This is a genomic window from Vibrio ostreicida, from assembly GCF_013074385.2.
GTDB lineage: Bacteria > Pseudomonadota > Gammaproteobacteria > Enterobacterales > Vibrionaceae > Vibrio > Vibrio ostreicida.
The window spans coordinates 101,878-120,125 of sequence record NZ_JABEYA020000006.1; the positions used below are offsets into that span (position 1 = coordinate 101,878).

At 44.7% G+C, this 18,248-nt stretch carries 16 protein-coding genes; 12 read left to right on the forward strand and 4 right to left on the reverse strand.

Annotation, left to right across the window (positions count from 1 at the left end; translation table 11 throughout):
* Positions 1 to 419: 419 nt before the first annotated feature.
* The 4 genes from HLM86_RS10770 (at position 420) to HLM86_RS10785 (ending at position 3,507) form a co-directional block, all read left to right on the forward strand.
* Positions 420 to 665, forward strand: coding sequence for a hypothetical protein (locus HLM86_RS10770; protein WP_076589115.1), 246 nt, complete (start codon positions 420 to 422; stop codon positions 663 to 665).
* Positions 666 to 927: 262 nt separating this feature from the next.
* Positions 928 to 1,785 (forward strand): MBL fold metallo-hydrolase, encoded by an 858-nt coding sequence (locus HLM86_RS10775; RefSeq protein ID WP_076589114.1) that lies wholly within the window; start codon positions 928 to 930, stop codon positions 1,783 to 1,785.
* 190 nt (positions 1,786 to 1,975) lie between these two features.
* Complete coding sequence (locus HLM86_RS10780; protein WP_076589113.1) at positions 1,976 to 2,458, forward strand: YehS family protein; 483 nt, start codon at positions 1,976 to 1,978, stop codon at positions 2,456 to 2,458.
* Positions 2,459 to 2,910: 452 nt separating this feature from the next.
* Complete coding sequence (locus tag HLM86_RS10785; RefSeq protein WP_170882806.1) at positions 2,911 to 3,507, forward strand: hypothetical protein; 597 nt, start codon at positions 2,911 to 2,913, stop codon at positions 3,505 to 3,507.
* A 164-nt stretch (positions 3,508 to 3,671) separates the two neighbouring features.
* On the opposite strand, the gene HLM86_RS10790 is transcribed toward HLM86_RS10785, so the two are convergent.
* Positions 3,672 to 3,944 (reverse strand): hypothetical protein, encoded by a 273-nt coding sequence (locus HLM86_RS10790; RefSeq protein ID WP_170882807.1) that lies wholly within the window; start codon positions 3,942 to 3,944, stop codon positions 3,672 to 3,674.
* A 185-nt stretch (positions 3,945 to 4,129) separates the two neighbouring features.
* Here HLM86_RS10790 and HLM86_RS10795 point away from each other — a divergent pair, with 185 nt between their 5' ends.
* A complete protein-coding gene (locus HLM86_RS10795; RefSeq protein ID WP_170882808.1) occupies positions 4,130 to 4,516 on the forward strand; it encodes a DNA/RNA non-specific endonuclease in 387 nt (128 codons plus the stop codon).
* A gap of 336 nt (positions 4,517 to 4,852) precedes the next feature.
* Here the strand turns inward: HLM86_RS10795 and HLM86_RS10800 are convergent, their stop codons facing one another.
* Complete coding sequence (locus tag HLM86_RS10800; protein ID WP_170882809.1) at positions 4,853 to 5,812, reverse strand: transposase; 960 nt, start codon at positions 5,810 to 5,812, stop codon at positions 4,853 to 4,855.
* A gap of 513 nt (positions 5,813 to 6,325) precedes the next feature.
* On the opposite strand from HLM86_RS10800, the gene HLM86_RS10805 reads away from it, so the two are divergent.
* Positions 6,326 to 7,654 carry an MATE family efflux transporter gene (locus HLM86_RS10805; protein WP_170882810.1) on the forward strand — a complete coding sequence of 443 codons (1,329 nt, stop codon included), beginning with the start codon at positions 6,326 to 6,328 and terminating at the stop codon, positions 7,652 to 7,654.
* A gap of 6 nt (positions 7,655 to 7,660) precedes the next feature.
* Here HLM86_RS10805 and HLM86_RS10810 read toward each other — a convergent pair whose 3' ends face one another.
* Positions 7,661 to 8,503: an AraC family transcriptional regulator gene (locus tag HLM86_RS10810; RefSeq protein ID WP_076590795.1), complete on the reverse strand. Its 843-nt coding sequence runs from the start codon at positions 8,501 to 8,503 to the stop codon at positions 7,661 to 7,663.
* Between the two features lie 616 nt (positions 8,504 to 9,119).
* Between HLM86_RS10810 and HLM86_RS10815 the strand changes: the two genes are divergently transcribed.
* The 6 genes from HLM86_RS10815 to HLM86_RS10840 are packed head-to-tail and all read left to right on the forward strand — an operon-like array spanning position 9,120 to position 17,721.
* Complete coding sequence (locus HLM86_RS10815) at positions 9,120 to 9,782, forward strand: hypothetical protein (protein WP_170882811.1); 663 nt, start codon at positions 9,120 to 9,122, stop codon at positions 9,780 to 9,782.
* A gap of 14 nt (positions 9,783 to 9,796) precedes the next feature.
* Positions 9,797 to 10,267 carry a hypothetical protein gene (locus HLM86_RS10820; RefSeq protein WP_170882812.1) on the forward strand — a complete coding sequence of 157 codons (471 nt, stop codon included), beginning with the start codon at positions 9,797 to 9,799 and terminating at the stop codon, positions 10,265 to 10,267.
* An 11-nt stretch (positions 10,268 to 10,278) separates the two neighbouring features.
* Entirely contained in the window at positions 10,279 to 10,752 is a 474-nt protein-coding gene (locus HLM86_RS10825; protein ID WP_170882813.1) for a hypothetical protein, read from the forward strand.
* 5 nt (positions 10,753 to 10,757) lie between these two features.
* The gene (locus tag HLM86_RS10830; protein WP_170882814.1) at positions 10,758 to 11,858 is read left to right on the forward strand and encodes a TolB family protein; all 1,101 of its coding nucleotides are present in this window, start codon (positions 10,758 to 10,760) and stop codon (positions 11,856 to 11,858) included.
* A 47-nt stretch (positions 11,859 to 11,905) separates the two neighbouring features.
* Positions 11,906 to 13,006, forward strand: a complete 1,101-nt coding sequence (locus tag HLM86_RS10835) for a TolB family protein (protein ID WP_170882815.1) — start codon at positions 11,906 to 11,908, stop codon at positions 13,004 to 13,006.
* Positions 13,006 to 17,721 (forward strand): OmpA family protein, encoded by a 4,716-nt coding sequence (locus tag HLM86_RS10840; protein WP_170882816.1) that lies wholly within the window; start codon positions 13,006 to 13,008, stop codon positions 17,719 to 17,721. The genes HLM86_RS10835 and HLM86_RS10840 overlap by 1 nt, the downstream gene beginning before the upstream one ends.
* Positions 17,722 to 17,813: 92 nt before the next feature.
* Here the strand turns inward: HLM86_RS10840 and HLM86_RS10845 are convergent, their stop codons facing one another.
* Complete coding sequence (locus HLM86_RS10845) at positions 17,814 to 18,134, reverse strand: DUF4144 family protein (RefSeq protein WP_170882817.1); 321 nt, start codon at positions 18,132 to 18,134, stop codon at positions 17,814 to 17,816.
* Positions 18,135 to 18,248: the final 114 nt, after the last annotated feature.

Consider the following 18,248-nt stretch of genomic DNA (forward strand, 5'->3'; position numbering starts at 1 on the left):
CGTTATCGAAGATTTGTCTGGGTCCAGATGACATGCCTTTTAAGAAGGTCTATTTAGCATCTCAACAGCCAGCGAGGGTCATCCGCCGCCTAAGGTGTAGGAGGCCAAGTCAGATTCAAACCCTTGTCTATGATCGGCGCAGCCTCGTCATTTCACGACCACCCGACCCAAAAGGGGCGGTTCGCTGAACGAGTTGCGCGTTGCTCACCACTCACGTCTCGATCTCAGTTCACATTTTTTTATCCTCGACCGCCCTTGGCTGATAACTCGATCTCATATTACTCATCTGAGCGTATACTATTCAGCGTTTGCTAAGAAATAAGTTTGTATTGCTTAACTGTTACATCGGTGATGAGCGCAGAACAACCTAAGGTCGGTTGGTCTGGCCGGGATAGCATAAGTAAACAAAGGTAAGTCGTATGGATGATAAGTGGGTGTCGGATAAGAAATCCAAAAAGCGAGTGATGAGTTTGATTGTCTTTTTCATTATTTGCGCACTGATTATGATCTCTGAAAAGCAATCACCTTATTCAAATCGGTCGGTGCTTTACGGTAAGATGCCCGAAAAAACACCGACGGATGCTCGTGAAGAATATCAAGATAAAGAGCAACACACTGACCAAAACTGGTTCCAGTTTCATACCTCTGAGGAGGCGGGAGGATAATGAACATCCGATGTTTTGGCCGAATCGTTGCCACTCAAGCCCACCTTGGAATGTTGACTGAGTATTGACCGACACATGCCGCATATTGTATAAACACGCTGTCGACAAAGGACAAAAATTGGGCCGCTGTGTCGGTTTCTAATTCACTGGGTGAGGTGGCGTTTGGAGACGGCAAAGTGTGCTTCGTCGTTAATATGGGTTCCCCCCTTTTGGGTGATGACTTCTCGCTACTTAAGGTAGCGTTAAACGCACAGGTGACAGTATGAAAGCGTTAAGTTTACCGTTGTTCTTATTACTTTCGCTAAACGTGATGGCGAGCGAAAAATTTCCCCAGATGACTGAAAAAAATGGGTATGTTGAGCCTTTTCAAATGTTTGACAACGTCTACTACGTTGGAGACAAGTGGGTCTCGTCGTACGCTGTAGAGACAGCCAAGGGACTAGTGATTATTGATACCTTAGACTTCCCTTATTCCAAATGGGTACCGATTAACCTAAAAAAATTGGGGTTAGAAGATAAGGCGGTGACTCATATTTTTGTCACGCATGGGCACTCTGATCATGTTGGGGGCGCGGAATTTCTACAGTCTCACTATGGTGCGAAGGTTGCCATGACCCAAAAAGGTCATCAGCTGGCCATAGAGCAAGCGCAGAAAAGCCTTGGTAAACAGACCTTTGATCCACCAAAAGTCGATATCATGGTACAAGACGGAGCGGCGCTCAAGATTGGTGGCGAGACGTTTAAATTCTACCTAACGCCCGGTCACACCGAGGGTGATTTTTCATTAGACTTTATGGTTAGAGATAACGGAATACCACATCGTGCGTTTGTTGTCGGTGGGCACAGTGTGGAGGCTACAAACCCTATACTGGCGAATCAATTTTTCGAGAGCATGGAGAGAATTCGACAGATTGCGTCTCAAACGCCTGCCGTGACCGTCAATTTGTCCAATCATCCGCATAAAAACGATCTATTTGCTCATCGTGATAGACGAGATATGGATGGAACGACAAATCCCTTCATCAGTAAAGACCAATTTTTTATGTTTTTAAACCAGCAGGAAGCCCTAGCGAAAGACAAACTGAACCGCGCGGCTCTGCCGAGGCAATCTGACCATTGAATGTCGTTGATCCCGCTGGGGGTTGGCCGATAATGATAAACAATCTTGGTGATACCTCAGCAGTATCGAGCTCGGTGTGCTTTTAGCTAGACAGCACAATCAATAGGGAATAGAGCCTAAGTCTGGTAAAATCCAAATCCTCCAGTTATCACGTTGATAGCGCTGGATTCACCTAAGATTAGGAACGATTTTGACCAATAATGATATTTTACGCCGTGTGCGTTATATATGTGATTTAAAAGATAATACAATGATGGAGGTCTTCTCTTTAGGCGACTTGGACGTGACAGGCGAACAAGTCACGGGTTGGCTGAGAAAAGAAGACGACGACGCTTTCGTGGAACTTAGTGATACTGAATTGGCCATATTTCTAAACGGTTTTATCAATTTTAAACGTGGTAAACGCGAAGGTGACCAGCCTAAGCCGGAAGAGACAATAAATCATAATATTGTGTTCCAAAAGTTGCGTATTGCTTTGAACTTAAAAGCCGAAGATATTCTCGCTATTTTGCAACGTGCAGATTTTCTCTTAAGTAAGCATGAACTTAGTGCGTTTTTCCGCAAGCCCGACAACAAGCATTATAGAGAATGTAAAGACCAAGTTCTGCGAAACTTTTTATTAGGGCTTCAGATCCAATTACGCCCAAGTGATCACGAATCAGAATCACAATAAACGGTTTAAGAATGACTCGCAGCGTGTGGCATGTGTGCTAGGCGTTGCGTCTAATATTGTGGGGTTTACCTCAACGTTGGTATCGATTTATACACCTTAGTGAGGCGTTAATCAGTTGACGAGATAAAGCCACGGCGTGAATGCCCGCAACACTAGATAACCGTTAGATAACCGTGCCTGTCCTTGTTATTTTGTCCTGCCCTTGTTATTTTGTCCTTGTTATTTTTTCAGAAATAGTTTTCTTGCTCTGCTTTTACTTTTTTCTGTTCGGGTGCGTATTGGTTGCGTTAACACCTTTATTATTTGGGGTATACACATAACCAAACGCTTAAGACGGACTAACAAACGTTCGGTATTTTTAGTTCGGTTGTGTGTTTTAAGGTGTTTCAATTGAGTGAAGTGGTAGGTTTGTTAGCCACTTAGCTTAGCGTTATATTCCATGGGGAGAAATCATGATATCTACATTCATAAAGTTTTCAGCTCTTTGCGCAGTAATCGTGCTTGGTGGCTGTGTTAGTACTCAGGGGCTGATCGAAGATGACATTTATACTGCAAAAGATGCTAGCTTTTCTGTAACTACACCATTTAAGTCTGATGCTTATGCCAATCGATATATGGAGGTTCAGGAGCAGTATAGTGATAGAGAAAACCAAGTGGTCTTTACCTCAACAGCTGCTCCTATGGAGGTCTATAAGGTGTTTGTGTTTAAAGGGGTAGAAACAGAAGAAAACTTAGAAAAGATTGTTCGGGATGCTTACTATCAACAATTTGAATCTTTTTACGGCACGCCAGTAGAGCCAACAAGTGTTGAAAGTATAACAATTAGTGGTTTCAAAACTAAGCAACTCGCTTTTAAGCAAGAAATCCCAGCAACAAAATCAGTTTTGCAAGATAGACCTGAACTCACAATTACTCATTTAGCGTATTACGTTGAATCTGGAAATAGTGCAGCATACATTTTTGTTAACAAGCCTTCTGATGGAGACATTTTCATTGAAGGGTCAGATAGTAGGAACAGGGATTTTGTTCGTTCATTTAAACTGAATTGAATATAACACATATGAGCCTTCCGCTTGTCAATAGGTAATAACATCCTGTTGGCTGTTCGAACAACAAAGTCATCGACTTCGCTTTGTCATTTCGGTGTCATTACTGCCAACAACACAGGTGTGTAGGCGTTGACCTTCAGTAACGTCCGGTGATATCGGTATTACTATTTGATTTTGTTTGATAGTGCTTTAAGACCGATGGCTGTAGCCTTTGTAATACTGGTTTCTTTATAAAGGTAGTCATTGGTTCCAGAGTCTGTGACTTCAATGACCAAGTCTGATGTTGTTTGACGTAACGTAAGTGCGTTAGTATCGAAACCTTGTGGCTTTATCGCAATTTTATTATCACCTCGATAATTCCAGTTGAAAGTATGCCCTGATTTTGACTCTAGCGTAAGTTCTCTGCAAAGTAGCTTTGCTAAATCTTCGAATTCCATAGTTGAGCTCGGTTGTTTAATGATTGAATGGATAGGGTAGTCAACCGATTGCATTTGACAATTAATTTAAGCAGATTTGCAACGCTTGTCACTTTCGCTAGGAACCAGCTTCAGTGTTTGCAGCACAATTGTGTTTGTCGCTGGTGCCGCTGACCACTACCTAATTTAAACGTAATGGAGAATACATGAAAAAGTTCATCGCTGTGGCTTTCAGTTTTTTATTTATTGCCGTGGCTAATGCAGAACCTACTCTTGATTTCTCGGAGGTAGATACTCGAGAAAAAGCATTGGAACTCGTACAGCAAGGTGAACTATTTGAAGTTCTGCTCTTACCGACTGAATTAGGTGGTAAAAATGAACCTAGGAATATCGTGTTCGTACCTGAAGATATTCCAGCGGTACACGAACAGAATACAGAGAATGTGCTGAGTTTAGTCAAGGATAAGCTGATTAATCGCTTAGAGGTCCAACCCGTTTATAAAGGAAATAGCTTTGTTCCTTCACAAGTTAAAATGATGAGTAAGCACTCAGTTGAAAATCGTAGGTTTATTACGGTGATTAATATTTGGTAGTAACGGCAACGTTGGTAATGGCGCATCGCAATCCAGACGACTTGTCAAATAATGTCGCAAATAAGAATAACGCACCAAATAATGTCGGACACATGTAATAATGTCGAATAATGTCGGACACACCCGAATAATGTCGGACACACACCAGTAAAGAGAAAGTAAGTTAAATTATCACGTCACCCTGAAGTTCGTTTTGATGAACCGCCAAACTTGAGAAATTTGGTTGTCGACTTAGGCTAGAGGAAGGTATTTTTATTGAATATCGGTATGTTTATTTCAACGCCATTTCAGCCATCAAGATGCGGGGGTTAATTTCTGAAAGTTTTTGAGTGGCGCTTACTCAAAGGTGAGTAAATGAAGCTTTTTCTTATTAAGAGCTGTTTTGGCGATCATTGCCTTTGCTTGACTGCCTACCGCTGTGATGTGGAATTTCTCTAATTGAGTGCAAACCTTTAGCCAGTTGTTTATGTTTCCCCCGAGCCTATCTAGTATGGGCGGCAGGCTGGTATTCATCGATGCTTTATTCGGCCGAATTTGGCGGGCTGTCCAATCGATTAATTCAATATAATCCATCAATCGAAAAGGAATGCCGTCTCGTTTTAAGTGGCTTTCGTTACCTATAAAAGGATGAAGGCAATGGGCTGTAGACAGCTGTTTGTCTACGGCGGCGATTCGAGCTTTGATGGAAGTGAATTCTGAGTCTTCTGGTTTAGTGGCAATGCCTGCTCGAATAGGGTTTAGGTCTACGTACGCCATTGCAGCGGCAAGGGCTTTTTCATCAAGCAAAGCTTGGCTTTTAAATCGGCTTTCCCAGAAATGCCCAGTGCAGTTGTCTTCTTTGTTCGCTTTGCAAGCAATATCGTAGTTAAGCTCCTTCATATACCAGCTTAAATCCCACAAGCGTTCTCTCCAACGCTCAATGATCTCCATACATTTTTCGTGTTCCATTGGGTGAGAAAGTTGGCCGTGAAGCCAACGCTGAACAATAAGTGGTAACTTATGAGCCATTCCCCAGCGTTCAACGACTTGATGATGTGACAAGTCCAAGGCTCTCTCTCGATTGATATTGATGACTAAGTGGTAGTGATTACTCATGATGGCGTAAGCACAAATATCAATGCAGTAGAGCTCAGAAAGCGAATGCATTTTATTGACAATCCATTCTCTGCGATGCTCATAACTCACTTGGTTTTGGGGGTCTTCACCACATAAAAAGCTGCGCCTTACACAACGAGAAACGCAGTGATAATAGGATGTCGCCTCAATCGAGATAAGTTGCTTGCGCGCAGTCGTCATCAATGTGTCTCCTTATCGAACAATAAGAAGTTAGCAATCATTCAAACAAGTGGTTGTAATCAGTCCCTCGAAAAGGAGTAAATCATACTTATTTAGTCCTTTTGGTGTTACCTGTTAGTTGGTAGTGGTTTCTTGGTCTAAGGTACGAGTGCTGTGTGCGTTGTTTGCATTCGTTAGTCGCACTTTGGCAAGCGCGCGAATTTCGGTGTGTGTCCCGAATCTACGCCGTGTGTCCCGAATCTACGCCGAATCTACGCCTCCCGAATCTACGAATTTCGGTGTGTGTCCCGAATCTACGACACGAATCTACGCCTCCCGAATCTACGCCGAATCTACGAATTTCGGTGTGTGTCCCGAATCTACCGTCCCGAATCTACCGCGAATCTACCTCGTTTGACTTCGCATAAAAACTAAAAATAAGCCGATTTTTGATGAATTGTCGCTCTGCTAAAGGGACCTATTGGGAGGTAAAGTAGCCCTCTATCTAAATTATTACCGATGAGAGAGGACGACATGGACTTTGGACATGATCCGATAAAACGCTTATTTTTCAAATTGTATTGGCCAACATTGACAGGAATGCTCACCATGGCGGCTTACCAGCTCGCTGATGGCATTATTGTCGGTTACGGCGTTGGTAGCATGGCGCTAGCGGGCATCAGCATGAGCTTTCCACTTTTGTTCGTTGCAATCTCGCTGGCTATGTTAATTGGCATTGGCAGTAGTATGGTTGTCGCGATAAAGCTAGGAGAAAACCAACCCGCTGTAGCCAATCGAGTTTTCCACTATAGTTGTAGCTTTTCGGTATTGGTCTCTGTCGTATTAGCTTGTGTATTACTGGTGTTTATAGACACATGGGTTCGCTTACTCGGAGCCAGTGCAGATATCCAACCTTACCTAAAAGAATACATAATATACTGGGCGATCTTTTTGCCTACGCTGTTCCTACGATTTAGTTTCGGCTTCTTTATTAATAACGACAAATCCCCCCATGTTTCACGCAATGCAAATATTTTATCCAGTATTCTCAACGTCGTGCTCGATATGTTCTTCGTCTTAGTTTTAGAGTGGGGCATAAAAGGGGCTGCTATTGCAACGGGTATTTCTCAAACGATTGCAGTGATATACATGGGGTACCATTTCTATCTTGGTGAAAAACACCTTTCTTTTAAAAATTATGTGTTTCGGATACGTGATCGCGAACAAAAACGAATTATAGGATTAGGTTTTCCTATTTTTATCTCGGAAATCTCTGGTGCTCTGGCTTTTGCACTACTGAACAAAACAGTCATAGAACAAGGAGGAAGTGAGGCTGGCCCAGCTTTGGCGGTCATTAACTTCACGCTTTTCCTCGTGATGAAATTCCTTGTTGGTGCCGCTTTCTCTGTGCAACCCGTATTTGGTTTTAACCACGGGGCAAAAAAGCCGCAACGCATCGAAGTGCTGCTCAGTTTTTCACTGAAATTCGTTTTTGTGATAGGCGTGTTGGCTTACATCCTCATCTACCTGTTCGCTGGGCAAATTGTCACTCTGTTCAATGTTGCTCACCCTAAAGAGGTACAGTTAGCGACTCAAGCATTGTTATTATTCTATCCGGCCACCGCCTTTATGGGCGCAAACTTGATATTTGGAGCCTACTTTCAATCGGTAGAAAAATTGAAAATTGCCACTAGCTTAGCGCTTATACGGGGTATTGTGTTAGTGGCCTTTTTCTTAATGATATTACCAAAACTTTTAGGGATAATGGGGGTATGGTTAGCTATGCCCTTGGCTGAGTTAGTGGCATTTTTGATCGCACTCCCTTTCATTCTATCTAAGAGTAGTAAAGAAGAGTACGTGTAGTTCAAACTAATCACCCAGCGGCTTATTTGATGAGCTGCTGGCGGTCTTCGCTTGTTTTTTTCTCCACTGAGCTGGGGTCTGCCCTGTTACTTTTTTAAATTGTCGAATGAAGTGGGTGATATCTTTCCAATCCAACTCACTGGCGATTTCTTGAACCGATAGAGTACTGTGGGACAATCGGTAAGAGGCTTTCTTTATTCTAGCCTGACAGATCCACTCGCCAACCGTGAAACCGGTTTCCTTTTTAACGATGGTGGTGACATGGGAGGGAACGCGGTGCACCGCAGTGGCGACCTCTTTCAGCGAAATCGCACAATGACTATTTTGATTAATGAACCTTAATGCTTCTGAGGCTATTTTATTCATTGGGCTATGGTCGTTATCTACATTCATACCTCGGTATATATCACCGAACAATATCGAGAGATACGAGCGCAATAAGGGGGTTGATTCAACACCTGATTGATGACTTTCGTTGCTCAAAGCTTCTAGAATCTGAATCAGCAAAGCAAGTCGCCTTACATCAACGGGCACGGTAGGCATAGACCCATCGGTCACTCGCTGAAAAGGCTGCATCAATAGACTGTCTTCATTGATGCCTAAACAACCAATACAAAAAGACACCAAATACATATCAGCCTGCTCAGCTCTGACTGTTTTATGCGGTACTCCGGGAGGAATAATGATGATTGCCGGCGCAGCAATTCGTAGGTTTTCACCATAAACCATCTCGACAAAGCCTTTGGTCAGTAAGGCCAGCCGGTGTTCTGGATGATGGGCGGTGTGCCCATGCCCTTCAAATGACATGTCAACGAAGTTCTCGACGTTGACATTATGAATGTGCTCCATCAGCAATTCCTTCGGTCATGAATCATAATATTTACCTTAACGTTGACACTATTGTCTTGAGTGTCAATCAACGAGGATGAACGCCGACAAGCTATAACTCATGGTTATTCGAACATTGTATTTGAGAGTGGTTCGTTGATCTCGGTGAATGACGTCCTCTGATTCACTCCGCAGAATCGTAGTGAAAGACTGACGTTGCTCACCAGACAAGCGATTTTGTCACACTCTTTGTCATTCAGTAAATACGCCATTTAAAAAAATCTATCATCTTGAGGTGCCTGTCCTAAATTAAGCTAAGGTGCCCATCTTGAGGTGCCTGTCCCGAAAAGGTGTGTGTCCCGAAAAGGTGTGCGAAAAGGTGTGTTTAGAAAATGGCGTGATTCTCCTCGCAAACGTAAAAATTATTAATAAATCCGACACGTTAACTATTGATTTGGTGAGATTGACAACACCTTTTTCTATAAAATACCCCCGAAAGTTTATCTCACTATTGAGTTCTGTTTTGGCACGGGCTTGATGCATTGAGTAATTGGGTGGGCTAGGTCATGAAGAGACTTAATCCGTAAGCGAATATTGCCCGTTGAACGTGATTTTAACCTATGTTGTGGAATTAATAATGAGATTAAATTGTCGGTTTATTTTAACCAGTCAGCTCAAGCCTGAGCACCTATCCTATATTGTGTTACCAGAAAAATTACTGTGGCAGATGCGGGGTTATAAAAGCGCGAGAGAGATTCACGATTTGTTACCGGCTGTTTTGCAGTGGCCTCTTGAACCTTATGCTAAGAAAGATGTCACCACGTATCTTGAGCACTTAAAACGGGAACTCAAAAAAGGCCAGTCTGTCGCATTATCTATGTTACCTCACTCTTCACCGGTGTCGGAAGCACAATTCAGCAGCGAACCGCTTTTAGCACGAAAAGTCGCAGAGCTTGAAGATGCGCCACCAACGTACCGAAAAGCAAATTACGCACCGATTACGGATAACACGAGACTAGCGCCCAATATTACCTATGTGCCTGTCGAGCCGATGCCGGAGCATAAAATCGTGGTTGAATTCGCTGGGCAATGGGGCAATACACCGGCTTATTTAGCGTTAAGTAAGACGAACAGTCAAAGCAACGACAAAGCCAGTCCAAGGCGTGATAGGGCTACCTCACACCGAAACCTTGCTCTTTTTAAGGGGTTAGAGACTGAAAACAGAAGTCTGTATATGAATATTCCTTGCTCGGGTTTACCACCTATCCAGTTCAAATTGGCGATGATATTGAACCAGTAGAAAAAGACACTGAAATGGGCGAGTGGGATAATGTATTAATTCCTGTTTTGCCCATTGTTAAAAAAAGCAATGGTATGGCGCTGCGTAATAAGGGTTACGTCTACATCATCTGGAACAATCAAATATGGCGAGAGTTGGCCATTCAATCCAATGGTTATTTTCGCGATGTAAACCTCTATTATTATCGAAACAAAGCATACACCTTCCGCCACCTAAATATTGACCTGAGTACTCTGTTTCCAGACAATCATTACGGATCGGAGCCATTTGAAATCAAACAAAATGGGAGAGTTGTGTGCCGCAGTGAATTGTCTGAAAATGAAACTGAGCGTGTGTTTGGTTTAATTGAAGAAGAGGTTGAATTGGTCCTTCCGAATGCAGACCTAGAGCCGATGACATGCCACTGCCGCACATTTGGGTCCCCTACAAACTTAAAGGTGAAGTGCAAGAGTCGCTGTTTCTGCACTATAGCGAACAAGCTTTAAACTGTGACCAAATGACAGCCCTTGAAGCCGACCCTGCTGCTTGCGCCATGCCGCTCAATGAATTGAGTCAATACAGCGAGAGCCAAGCCTTTTCTGAATCAGGGGACAACGTTTTATGTCTTACACATTCGGCGCAAGACGCAACAGGCGGCGGATTACTTAACGCGCAGCAAGACACCAATATTGCCGGTGTCAACCTGTCTAATGTGGCTGGGCTGGCGATTGAGTATCGCAAAGAATGGACAGTGGATGAACCCGATGACTTCTTTGAACTGAAAAACGCAGAGCTTCAGTGGTCTTCAAGAGCCTATTTTCGCTCTGCCGCGACCAATGAACAAGGCAATTTGATGCTAAGGTTTCCTGCGCCTCCTCCTGAGGTCAAACAGGTGGATATTTTACGTGGCGCTCACTGTGATCAAGGGCGCGGCGTGCAGCATTACGTGTTGGTTGAAAGCAATGTGTCAGTTTCTGAACTGATAGGATAACAATAATGAAAAAATGGTTTATCGGTTTGATGTTGGCCGCCCAATTGGTTGGGTGTGGCACCGAGTCTGACCAAGAAAACACGCCGCCTCGTCAATATACCAAACAAGAATTATACCCAGACCGCCACTATGTGACGGAAAACAATTGGTATGAAATGGTAGAGAGTGAAAGAATTCACTTTATCGATGGTAAGGATCGCAGCCAAATTCAACCTTTTCCCAAATATTATATTTATCGCGCCAAAGAGTGGCCGAGAGAAGATCTTAATGATGCCCGCTCTTATGATTTGCCGCGCGTTCAATTTTACTGGGCCAATATGGGCGATAAGCACGACCCTCTGTACACCTCTTATGAAGGCCAAACCAAAATCTGGAGCATGAAAACCGATGGCACCGATTTACGCTTAGTGCTAGATAATATGACCAGTGATGGCTACGGGAAAATGGTGCGCTCGCCAGATAACCGCTACCTTGCCTATGGCAATGGTCGAGAAAAGCGGGTGTACGATTTAAAAACCGGTGAGACTTATTCATTGGCCCACGGTTATGGTATTCCGCGTTTTGTTTGGACCGAAGACAGCAAAACACTGTATTTTACTGATACAAGAAGCCTTATTTATCAATGGGATATTGAAAATAAGGAGGTGGTGCCGTCCGATCTTAAAATGACGGACACGAACGTGTTTTATGAAGGTAATCTTTATTCTGTTAAAGCGGCAGGGGTGGTTATGTACCGAGGTACTTCCAATGAAATTGAGAGGAAAGCCACATGGTTTAAAGGACTTGATGTGGAAGATGCAATCTCTCTCGATCGTTCCATTAGCCCAACAGGTAAATATGCTTGGGCGGCCAATCGAAAACATCATTTTAAAGCTGATATAGAAAAAGGAACGGCACAAATAATGAAATCGAGCATGATGCCTTATATTTTAGGCCTCAATGGCCGTTTTGGTGGCAGTAAACATATGACTACTTTTACCGTAAGAGACTATCAAACAGACAAAGCCTGGCGATGGCGGCCATTGGGGATGAACCGAACCATAGAGCATAATAGCCTATATAATGCCTTTGCCAATAATGGCCTCTGGTTTAAGGAGGCGCAATAATGATAAACACCGAAAAACGCCGCCCCATTCCTGATAGGATAACAATAATGAAAAAATGGTTTATCGGTTTGATGTTGGCCGCCCAATTGGTTGGGTGTGGCACCGAGTCTGACCAAGAAAACACGCCGCCTCGTCAATATACCAAACAAGAATTATACCCAGACCGCCACTATGTGACAGAAAGCAATTGGTATGAAATGGTAGAGAGTGAAAAAATTCACTTTATCGATGGTAAGGATCGCAGCCAAATTCAACCCTTTCCCAAATATTATATTTATCGCGCCAAAGAGTGGCCGAGAGAAGATCTCAATGATGCCCGCTCTTATGATTTGCCCCGGGTTCAATTTTACTGGGCCAATATGGGCGATAAGCACGACCCTCTGTACACCTCTTATGAAGGGCAAACCAAAATCTGGAGCATGAAAACCGATGGCACTGACTTGCGCTTAGTGCTGGATAATATGACTACTGGCGGCTATGGGAAAATGGTGCGCTCGCCAGATAATCGCTACCTTGCTTACGGTAACGGGGACGAAAAGCGGGTGTACGATTTAAAAACCGGTGAGACTTATTCATTGGCCGATTATTATGGCATTCCGCGTTTTGTTTGGACCGAAGACAGTAAAACACTGTATTTTACCGATACCAGAAGCCTTATCTATCAATGGGATATTGAAACCAAACAAGTGGTGCCGTCGGATCTTCCAATGACGGATACCAATGTGTTTTATCAAGGTAACCTATACTCAGTAAAACATTTTGGAGTAATAAAGTATGCAGGGCTTTCGAACCAAAAGATGAAGCAAGTCTCTTGGGGTAAAGAGCTTAGTATCGCTGATGCACGATCGTTGGATAGATCTATCAGCCCAACAGGTAAATATGCCTGGGCGGCCAGTCGAAAATATCATTTTAAAGTTGATATGGAAAAAGAAACGGCGCAAAGAATGAAATCGAGCATGATGCCTTATATTTTGGGTCTCAATGGCCGCTTTGGTGGCAGCAAACATATGACCACCTTTACCGTAAGAGACTATGAAAAAGATAAAGCATGGGAATGGCGGCCATTGGGGATGAACCGAACCATAAAGCATAATAGCCTATATAATGCCTTTGCCAATAATGGCCTCTGGTTTAAGGAGGCGCAATAATGGCTAAGCAATATACCGATGAGTACTTTTTATTTGGCACTCACTTTAAACAGTATAAAAATGATGACGATCAGATGGTTTTTGATGATTGGCATCAATCGGCCGATCTTACCGCCGAAGAAACGCTTAGCGAAAAAATTCGCCCCATCCCTTATGCGCCAGTAATGGTTAATGCATTAACGGCAGCGGATAATCGCCAGCTTTGGGCCACCGACCATCTTGGTAAACTGATGAACTTAGGCCTTGGCCAGCCAAGTAGTGATAGCCTAGTCCCTGATCCGGAGAACCCGCAAACGGCCGATACCCCAGATCTGATTCTATTGCACCATGGCTCGCGGGTAACCCGCCTAAACAGTCAACATTATGAACTTAGCTTTCCGCCCGTTAAGCTACTGGCGCATTTAATCAGTAATACCGCCATTTCAGTCACGCAGTTAGGTGGCGCGTTGAAATCCTTGGCAAAAGAAGTATTGCCGAAGTATCAAGGTATTAATTTTACCCCAACGCAAATCTTGCCGAGCCAGCTTGCGCCCGCCTATCAAGCCAGCATAGGCAGCACGCTAAAGGATGATCAGCTGGCGTACAATAATTGGCGAGAAGAGAAGATGGCCAGTCCAGAGAAGCCGATTAAGGGCTTTGTGGTGCCCAGTTATCATACGCTTGCCGTGGTATTTAGTGACCCACTGTATAACGGCGCCGAGGTCTCGCTGATTCGGCCAATCGAGCAGTTTGATGCCGATAACCCAGAGGCGGCCACCGAAGACGTGGTGGCAAGCGCATGGGTGACTAAAGTAGAGAGACAAGGCAATCAAGACTATTTGCCTTGCGCGTTATTTAATCTTGACCCTGAAGAGATAGACACTGGGTTTTATTTGCTGCGCATTAAGTTTTGGCGAAATGAGTATGAGCGAGCAAATCAAGGCGCTAAGCTTCCAGATAGCGTCACCAAAAGTAACCTCAGCCATGATTTTTGCAAAAGAGAAGTCGATGATGATAGACCTCAAGATGTTTACTCCTATGAGCTGCATGAACGCTTGGTTTTTCGCGCCAATGGTGGGCTTGGTAAAATTGCCCATGTGTGCGGCGATATGCTGTCTCTTGAAGAATTGATCATCCATCAATTTCCCAATCAACTGCCAGAATACCAAGACTACGTCAGTGAAGGTCAGTTTTATCAAGCCGACGCGGTGGCAGGCATTGGCGCGTTTTCTCTTTCAACCCAAGCGATCAAAACCTATGACGCGCTGGCAAACGATGTGAGCTTAATGGATGGCCTCGCGTTCATTAACGCACCGGCTGAAATTGCCGCCACCATAGGCAGTGCGTTTAAAGATAACATCGATCAAGCCTTTATCCCTGAGATTGCGATTGCTGGAATCGCCTTTAGAGAAGCGGTATCGGCCAATCGCGAGGCTTTTAGCACTTGGAACCAAGCCCAGCGTATCGTACGGCAAAATTTAACATTTGAACGAACGCTGGCGCTGATTTTTAAAAAATATGTGGCCGATGGTGACTACCTAAGTCGTGAGTTAGAGGCGATTAAAAGGCTCTACAACAATAGACAATACACGCGAGTTGTTGGGCGGTTGTCTCAATCATGGGGATCGCTGACCTCCACAGGATTGCCGGCTCTGGCCACCGCGACCGAGATGATGAATTTTTACAATTCTTATCAAACGTTTTCCGAGATGAAAGACAGCGCCGACAGTGCGTTTAAACAGCTAGAGGATTTGTCACAAAGTTACTTAGAGCAAGTGACCTTTGTGCACAAATCGAACGCAAAAGAAAAATGGAAGAATAAAGCACAATCTTTGCAGGATCGGCTGGGGGAGACGGCGCGTATTCGTGTCGATAAGCAAGGCATTGCGTTGAATCTCAATTTCCAATTCAACTCGGCTGAGGTCAGCAATGAACTGAAACCCCTTCATAATGATTTTGCCCATCTTTGTGAGACGTTGTGCCGCTTGTTAGAAGACAACCTAAGCTATCAGGTGGTGATTGAGGGGCATGCAGGGCCAATAGGCAGTGAGAAAAACAATCGCGAGCTTTCCAAACGGCGAGCGGAGTTTGTCACCGAGGCCATTTTAAGTTTTACCCAAGACACCCAAGCACTTAAAAAACGCATTCATTATCTCTACTTTGGCAGTGCGCGCCGTTACTATGACGATGAAAGCCAATATCAAGACCATGACGACCGCTCCGACAGCGCAGACATCGCCATTGACCGCAGAGTCGAAGTGCGTTTGGTGGTCCCTGATTTTGCCGTGTCTTTGCCGCCCAGCCGAACCGGTTCGCTCAAACTAGAAAGCATGCATCAGCTATGGCAAGGCTACCTAATGGACGCAGAAAAACAGAAAGGTGAAATGCTGCAATCGGCGATTGGCGGGCTGTGTGGTATTGCCATGTTTACCCCTCTTGCGCCTGCGGCGAGTGCCTATTTTATCGGCTCAGCCAGTTTGGATGTGCTAGACACCGCTTTTACCTTGCTCGATGAAATGTATAACCTTAGAGTGTATAACTCGTTTAAAGAGATGTTTGAGAAAAAAAGTGAACTTCAGACACTGGACAAAATTAACCGCCAGATCATGCGGGAATATCGCAACATCAATACAAGTATTGAAGCCCAAGAACTCAATGCAGAGCAGTTGGCTGATCACTTAGGGAATCAAGACTTGCCCAAGGAATTGCTGAAACGTTTTCTTCTTAGGGCGTATGCCATTAATAATTTGATTGAGTTGTTGACGCGCATCCGTTTAAAAGAGACTTTCAGCCCCTTTGCAACACGTGAGAGTGTTGTCAAAGCCTACCAGCTTGACCATTTTATCGAAACCTATGTGATGAGTGACAACTGGGAAATTCCCGAGTATAGCTACAATAGCCTTGCGCAAAACTGGCTCAATCGCTTCTCTGTCCCATTAAGTCGTCGCGGGCTCTATTCTGCCGATAGAAAGAGCATCAGTGGGTCATTCCACACAGGATTTCCCGTCCAAACCGCGGTTTACCTCGACAAAGGGGAAAAAGCCCTAGAGAGATTCAGTAAAGACTTTGATATGTCCAAACCCGATTTGACGGCACCTGATGTCGGGTTTAGCCGTCTATTGGTGTTTGATGACGTGTCTCAACCCAACCGTTGGCGGTCTCATGCCGATTGGCTTGTGCAGCAACACACGTTGAACAAGCCAAGCGCGGGAAAAATAGGGCCGTTTACGCGCGTTAAAATTCAGGTGCTGCTGAACGCAGCGGCATCCGAAGACAGCAAGACGCTCTTTCATTGTGAGCTTTCCTATGAGGTGTCTCGCTTGTTTTTTGATATTGAAGGTCCTTCATACAGTTTGCTGATGGGGCCAAAGCAACTGGATGATTTTACTCTGCAAGACAGCGAGCTTGAGTCGTATTTTGCCAGACAAGGCAGTGAGACATTGACGGGGTTTGAGTTTGAGCCGACCTATTGGTTTGGTGCATTAGAAATTCCGGGGCTGAAGCCGTTATATCAAACCAATCTTATCGAGGATATTCGCTCACTCGCCGATGAAAACGGAGCGTTTGATTTGTGGGTTGAAAGCAATGGCGCTCATCAGTTGGAATACTTGTTTAAGCTCAATGGCGAGATTAATCTCGCGCCAAGGCCGGATACGGAAGTAATGGCCTTGACTCGGGAAGTGCGCGATATGCACGCTCGCTTTGATTACGGTGTATTTGACGAGTCTGAGAGTAAAGCGCTATTTGATGGCCAGCATATGCAGAAGGTGCGCCTAAAAGGTTCCGATCTGTTGATTGAGGATTTCATTACCAGCACATCGGTTAATCAGAGAGAGAATACACCGGCGGTCGTTGGTGGAGACCTGATCCTTCTTCCTGCGTTAAAAGTCGGCTCTGAGCTGAAGTTTTTCAAACAAGGCACCCCAAGTTCAATGTCGTTTGAGCAAGGTGTCGCCTTTGATAATGGCAGTTTCGATTGGTCGAAAGAAACCCCCTCTTCGTTATACATTGCCGTGATATCTGACGAGTTTGAGAAAGATACCTATCAAACCATGCGTCTCGACCCGATGAGCGTCCCTGTAGAAATGCAGCTTGGTGGCCTTGATCAATGTGCGGGGCCAAGAATGGCCAGTCGAATGCATTACGTCGGTCAGGCTGAGATTGGGCTAGAGCGGCCTGTCGCCCACCCTTATGAAACGCCTAGCTATACGATGACATGGAAAAAGAAGGCGACCGAGGACGAGGCCATTCGACAGGCCTTAGACGCCGATCTCGTCAGTTTTGCCGGTCAGGCACTGGAGCAAATCAGTCAGGAGCGTGAGGAACTAAAAGACAGACTCATGGGCAGCAGCGAGAAATTTGTCCATGTGATGAAATTTGACCTTGTTTACGTCGCACCCAACGGTCGAAAACTTTATGGACTGCGACCTTTTGGTGACATAGTGTCAAAGGGGGGCTTGAAACGTTCAGAAATTACCGTGCTTAGTGTTAATCAGCGGGATATCGCGTCCGATTTTGAATTGGACATACAGCCTATCGCACTGCCTGCGTCAAAGTCACTCGTTGCTGGCATGCCATGGTCGAAAAACGTCCAAAGCGATCAGAGATACAATGAATCCGCTGCCCGTCACTGGAGTAGCCTTGATGATGAGCAAAAGCGCAGCGAGTGGTTAGAAAACTGGATCACCAAAGAAACGGTCACACTCGAAGCTCCCGTGGTAAAGCTTAAGGTCTAGTTCTCTGGGATAAGACGGTAGAAACACAGATTAAAAGGCAGCCTCTCTTGTCGAGATGCTGCTTTTTAAATTCAGAAGTGGCGCTTAGCGCTTTATTTTTCACGCGCCAGCGAACCAATGGCGACTTGAATCGATGCGAACTGTATTTTCGTTAGGCAGACTTCCGCTTTGGCAAACTCATGTTCTTGAATGAATTGTGTCACGGCCTCCAAAGAGAGCGGGGGACCGAGCGGCTCAAACGTATAGCCGCCACTGACTGATGTGATGGCATAAGGGCAGCCGTTGCTGTCCACCAAACGGTCATCCGCACCCCAAATCAGGGCCTCTAATTCGGCGGTTAACTGACGTTCACAAGCAAAAAACATGAGCTCGGTATCACCGTCTAACTTTAAAATGCATGGCCACTGAATCATCTTTTCCTCGTCAACGTATCGCTGGGTGACGTGTCTGTTCCTGTGAGGACAAACCATGAGCATCCCTGGTTGCCCATCGTCAACGACGTAAGGTGTGAACTTGGGAATGCTCAT

Bases quoted from the DNA above. Each gene is read 5' to 3' on its own strand.
- HLM86_RS10810 (WP_076590795.1), bottom strand. From the start codon at position 8,503: ATGGAGCACATTCATAATGTCAACGTCGAGAACTTCGTTGACATGTCA.
- HLM86_RS10815 (WP_170882811.1), top strand. From the start codon at position 9,120: ATGAGATTAAATTGTCGGTTTATTTTAACCAGTCAGCTCAAGCCTGAG.
- HLM86_RS10805 (WP_170882810.1), top strand. From the start codon at position 6,326: ATGGACTTTGGACATGATCCGATAAAACGCTTATTTTTCAAATTGTAT.
- HLM86_RS10830 (WP_170882814.1), top strand. From the start codon at position 10,758: ATGAAAAAATGGTTTATCGGTTTGATGTTGGCCGCCCAATTGGTTGGG.
- HLM86_RS10840 (WP_170882816.1), top strand. From the start codon at position 13,006: ATGGCTAAGCAATATACCGATGAGTACTTTTTATTTGGCACTCACTTT.
- HLM86_RS10820 (WP_170882812.1), top strand. From the start codon at position 9,797: ATGGGCGAGTGGGATAATGTATTAATTCCTGTTTTGCCCATTGTTAAA.
- HLM86_RS10845 (WP_170882817.1), bottom strand. From the start codon at position 18,134: ATGATTCAGTGGCCATGCATTTTAAAGTTAGACGGTGATACCGAGCTC.
- HLM86_RS10835 (WP_170882815.1), top strand. From the start codon at position 11,906: ATGAAAAAATGGTTTATCGGTTTGATGTTGGCCGCCCAATTGGTTGGG.
- HLM86_RS10795 (WP_170882808.1), top strand. From the start codon at position 4,130: ATGAAAAAGTTCATCGCTGTGGCTTTCAGTTTTTTATTTATTGCCGTG.
- HLM86_RS10785 (WP_170882806.1), top strand. From the start codon at position 2,911: ATGATATCTACATTCATAAAGTTTTCAGCTCTTTGCGCAGTAATCGTG.
- HLM86_RS10800 (WP_170882809.1), bottom strand. From the start codon at position 5,812: ATGACGACTGCGCGCAAGCAACTTATCTCGATTGAGGCGACATCCTAT.
- HLM86_RS10825 (WP_170882813.1), top strand. From the start codon at position 10,279: ATGACAGCCCTTGAAGCCGACCCTGCTGCTTGCGCCATGCCGCTCAAT.
- HLM86_RS10790 (WP_170882807.1), bottom strand. From the start codon at position 3,944: ATGGAATTCGAAGATTTAGCAAAGCTACTTTGCAGAGAACTTACGCTA.
- HLM86_RS10775 (WP_076589114.1), top strand. From the start codon at position 928: ATGAAAGCGTTAAGTTTACCGTTGTTCTTATTACTTTCGCTAAACGTG.
- HLM86_RS10770 (WP_076589115.1), top strand. From the start codon at position 420: ATGGATGATAAGTGGGTGTCGGATAAGAAATCCAAAAAGCGAGTGATG.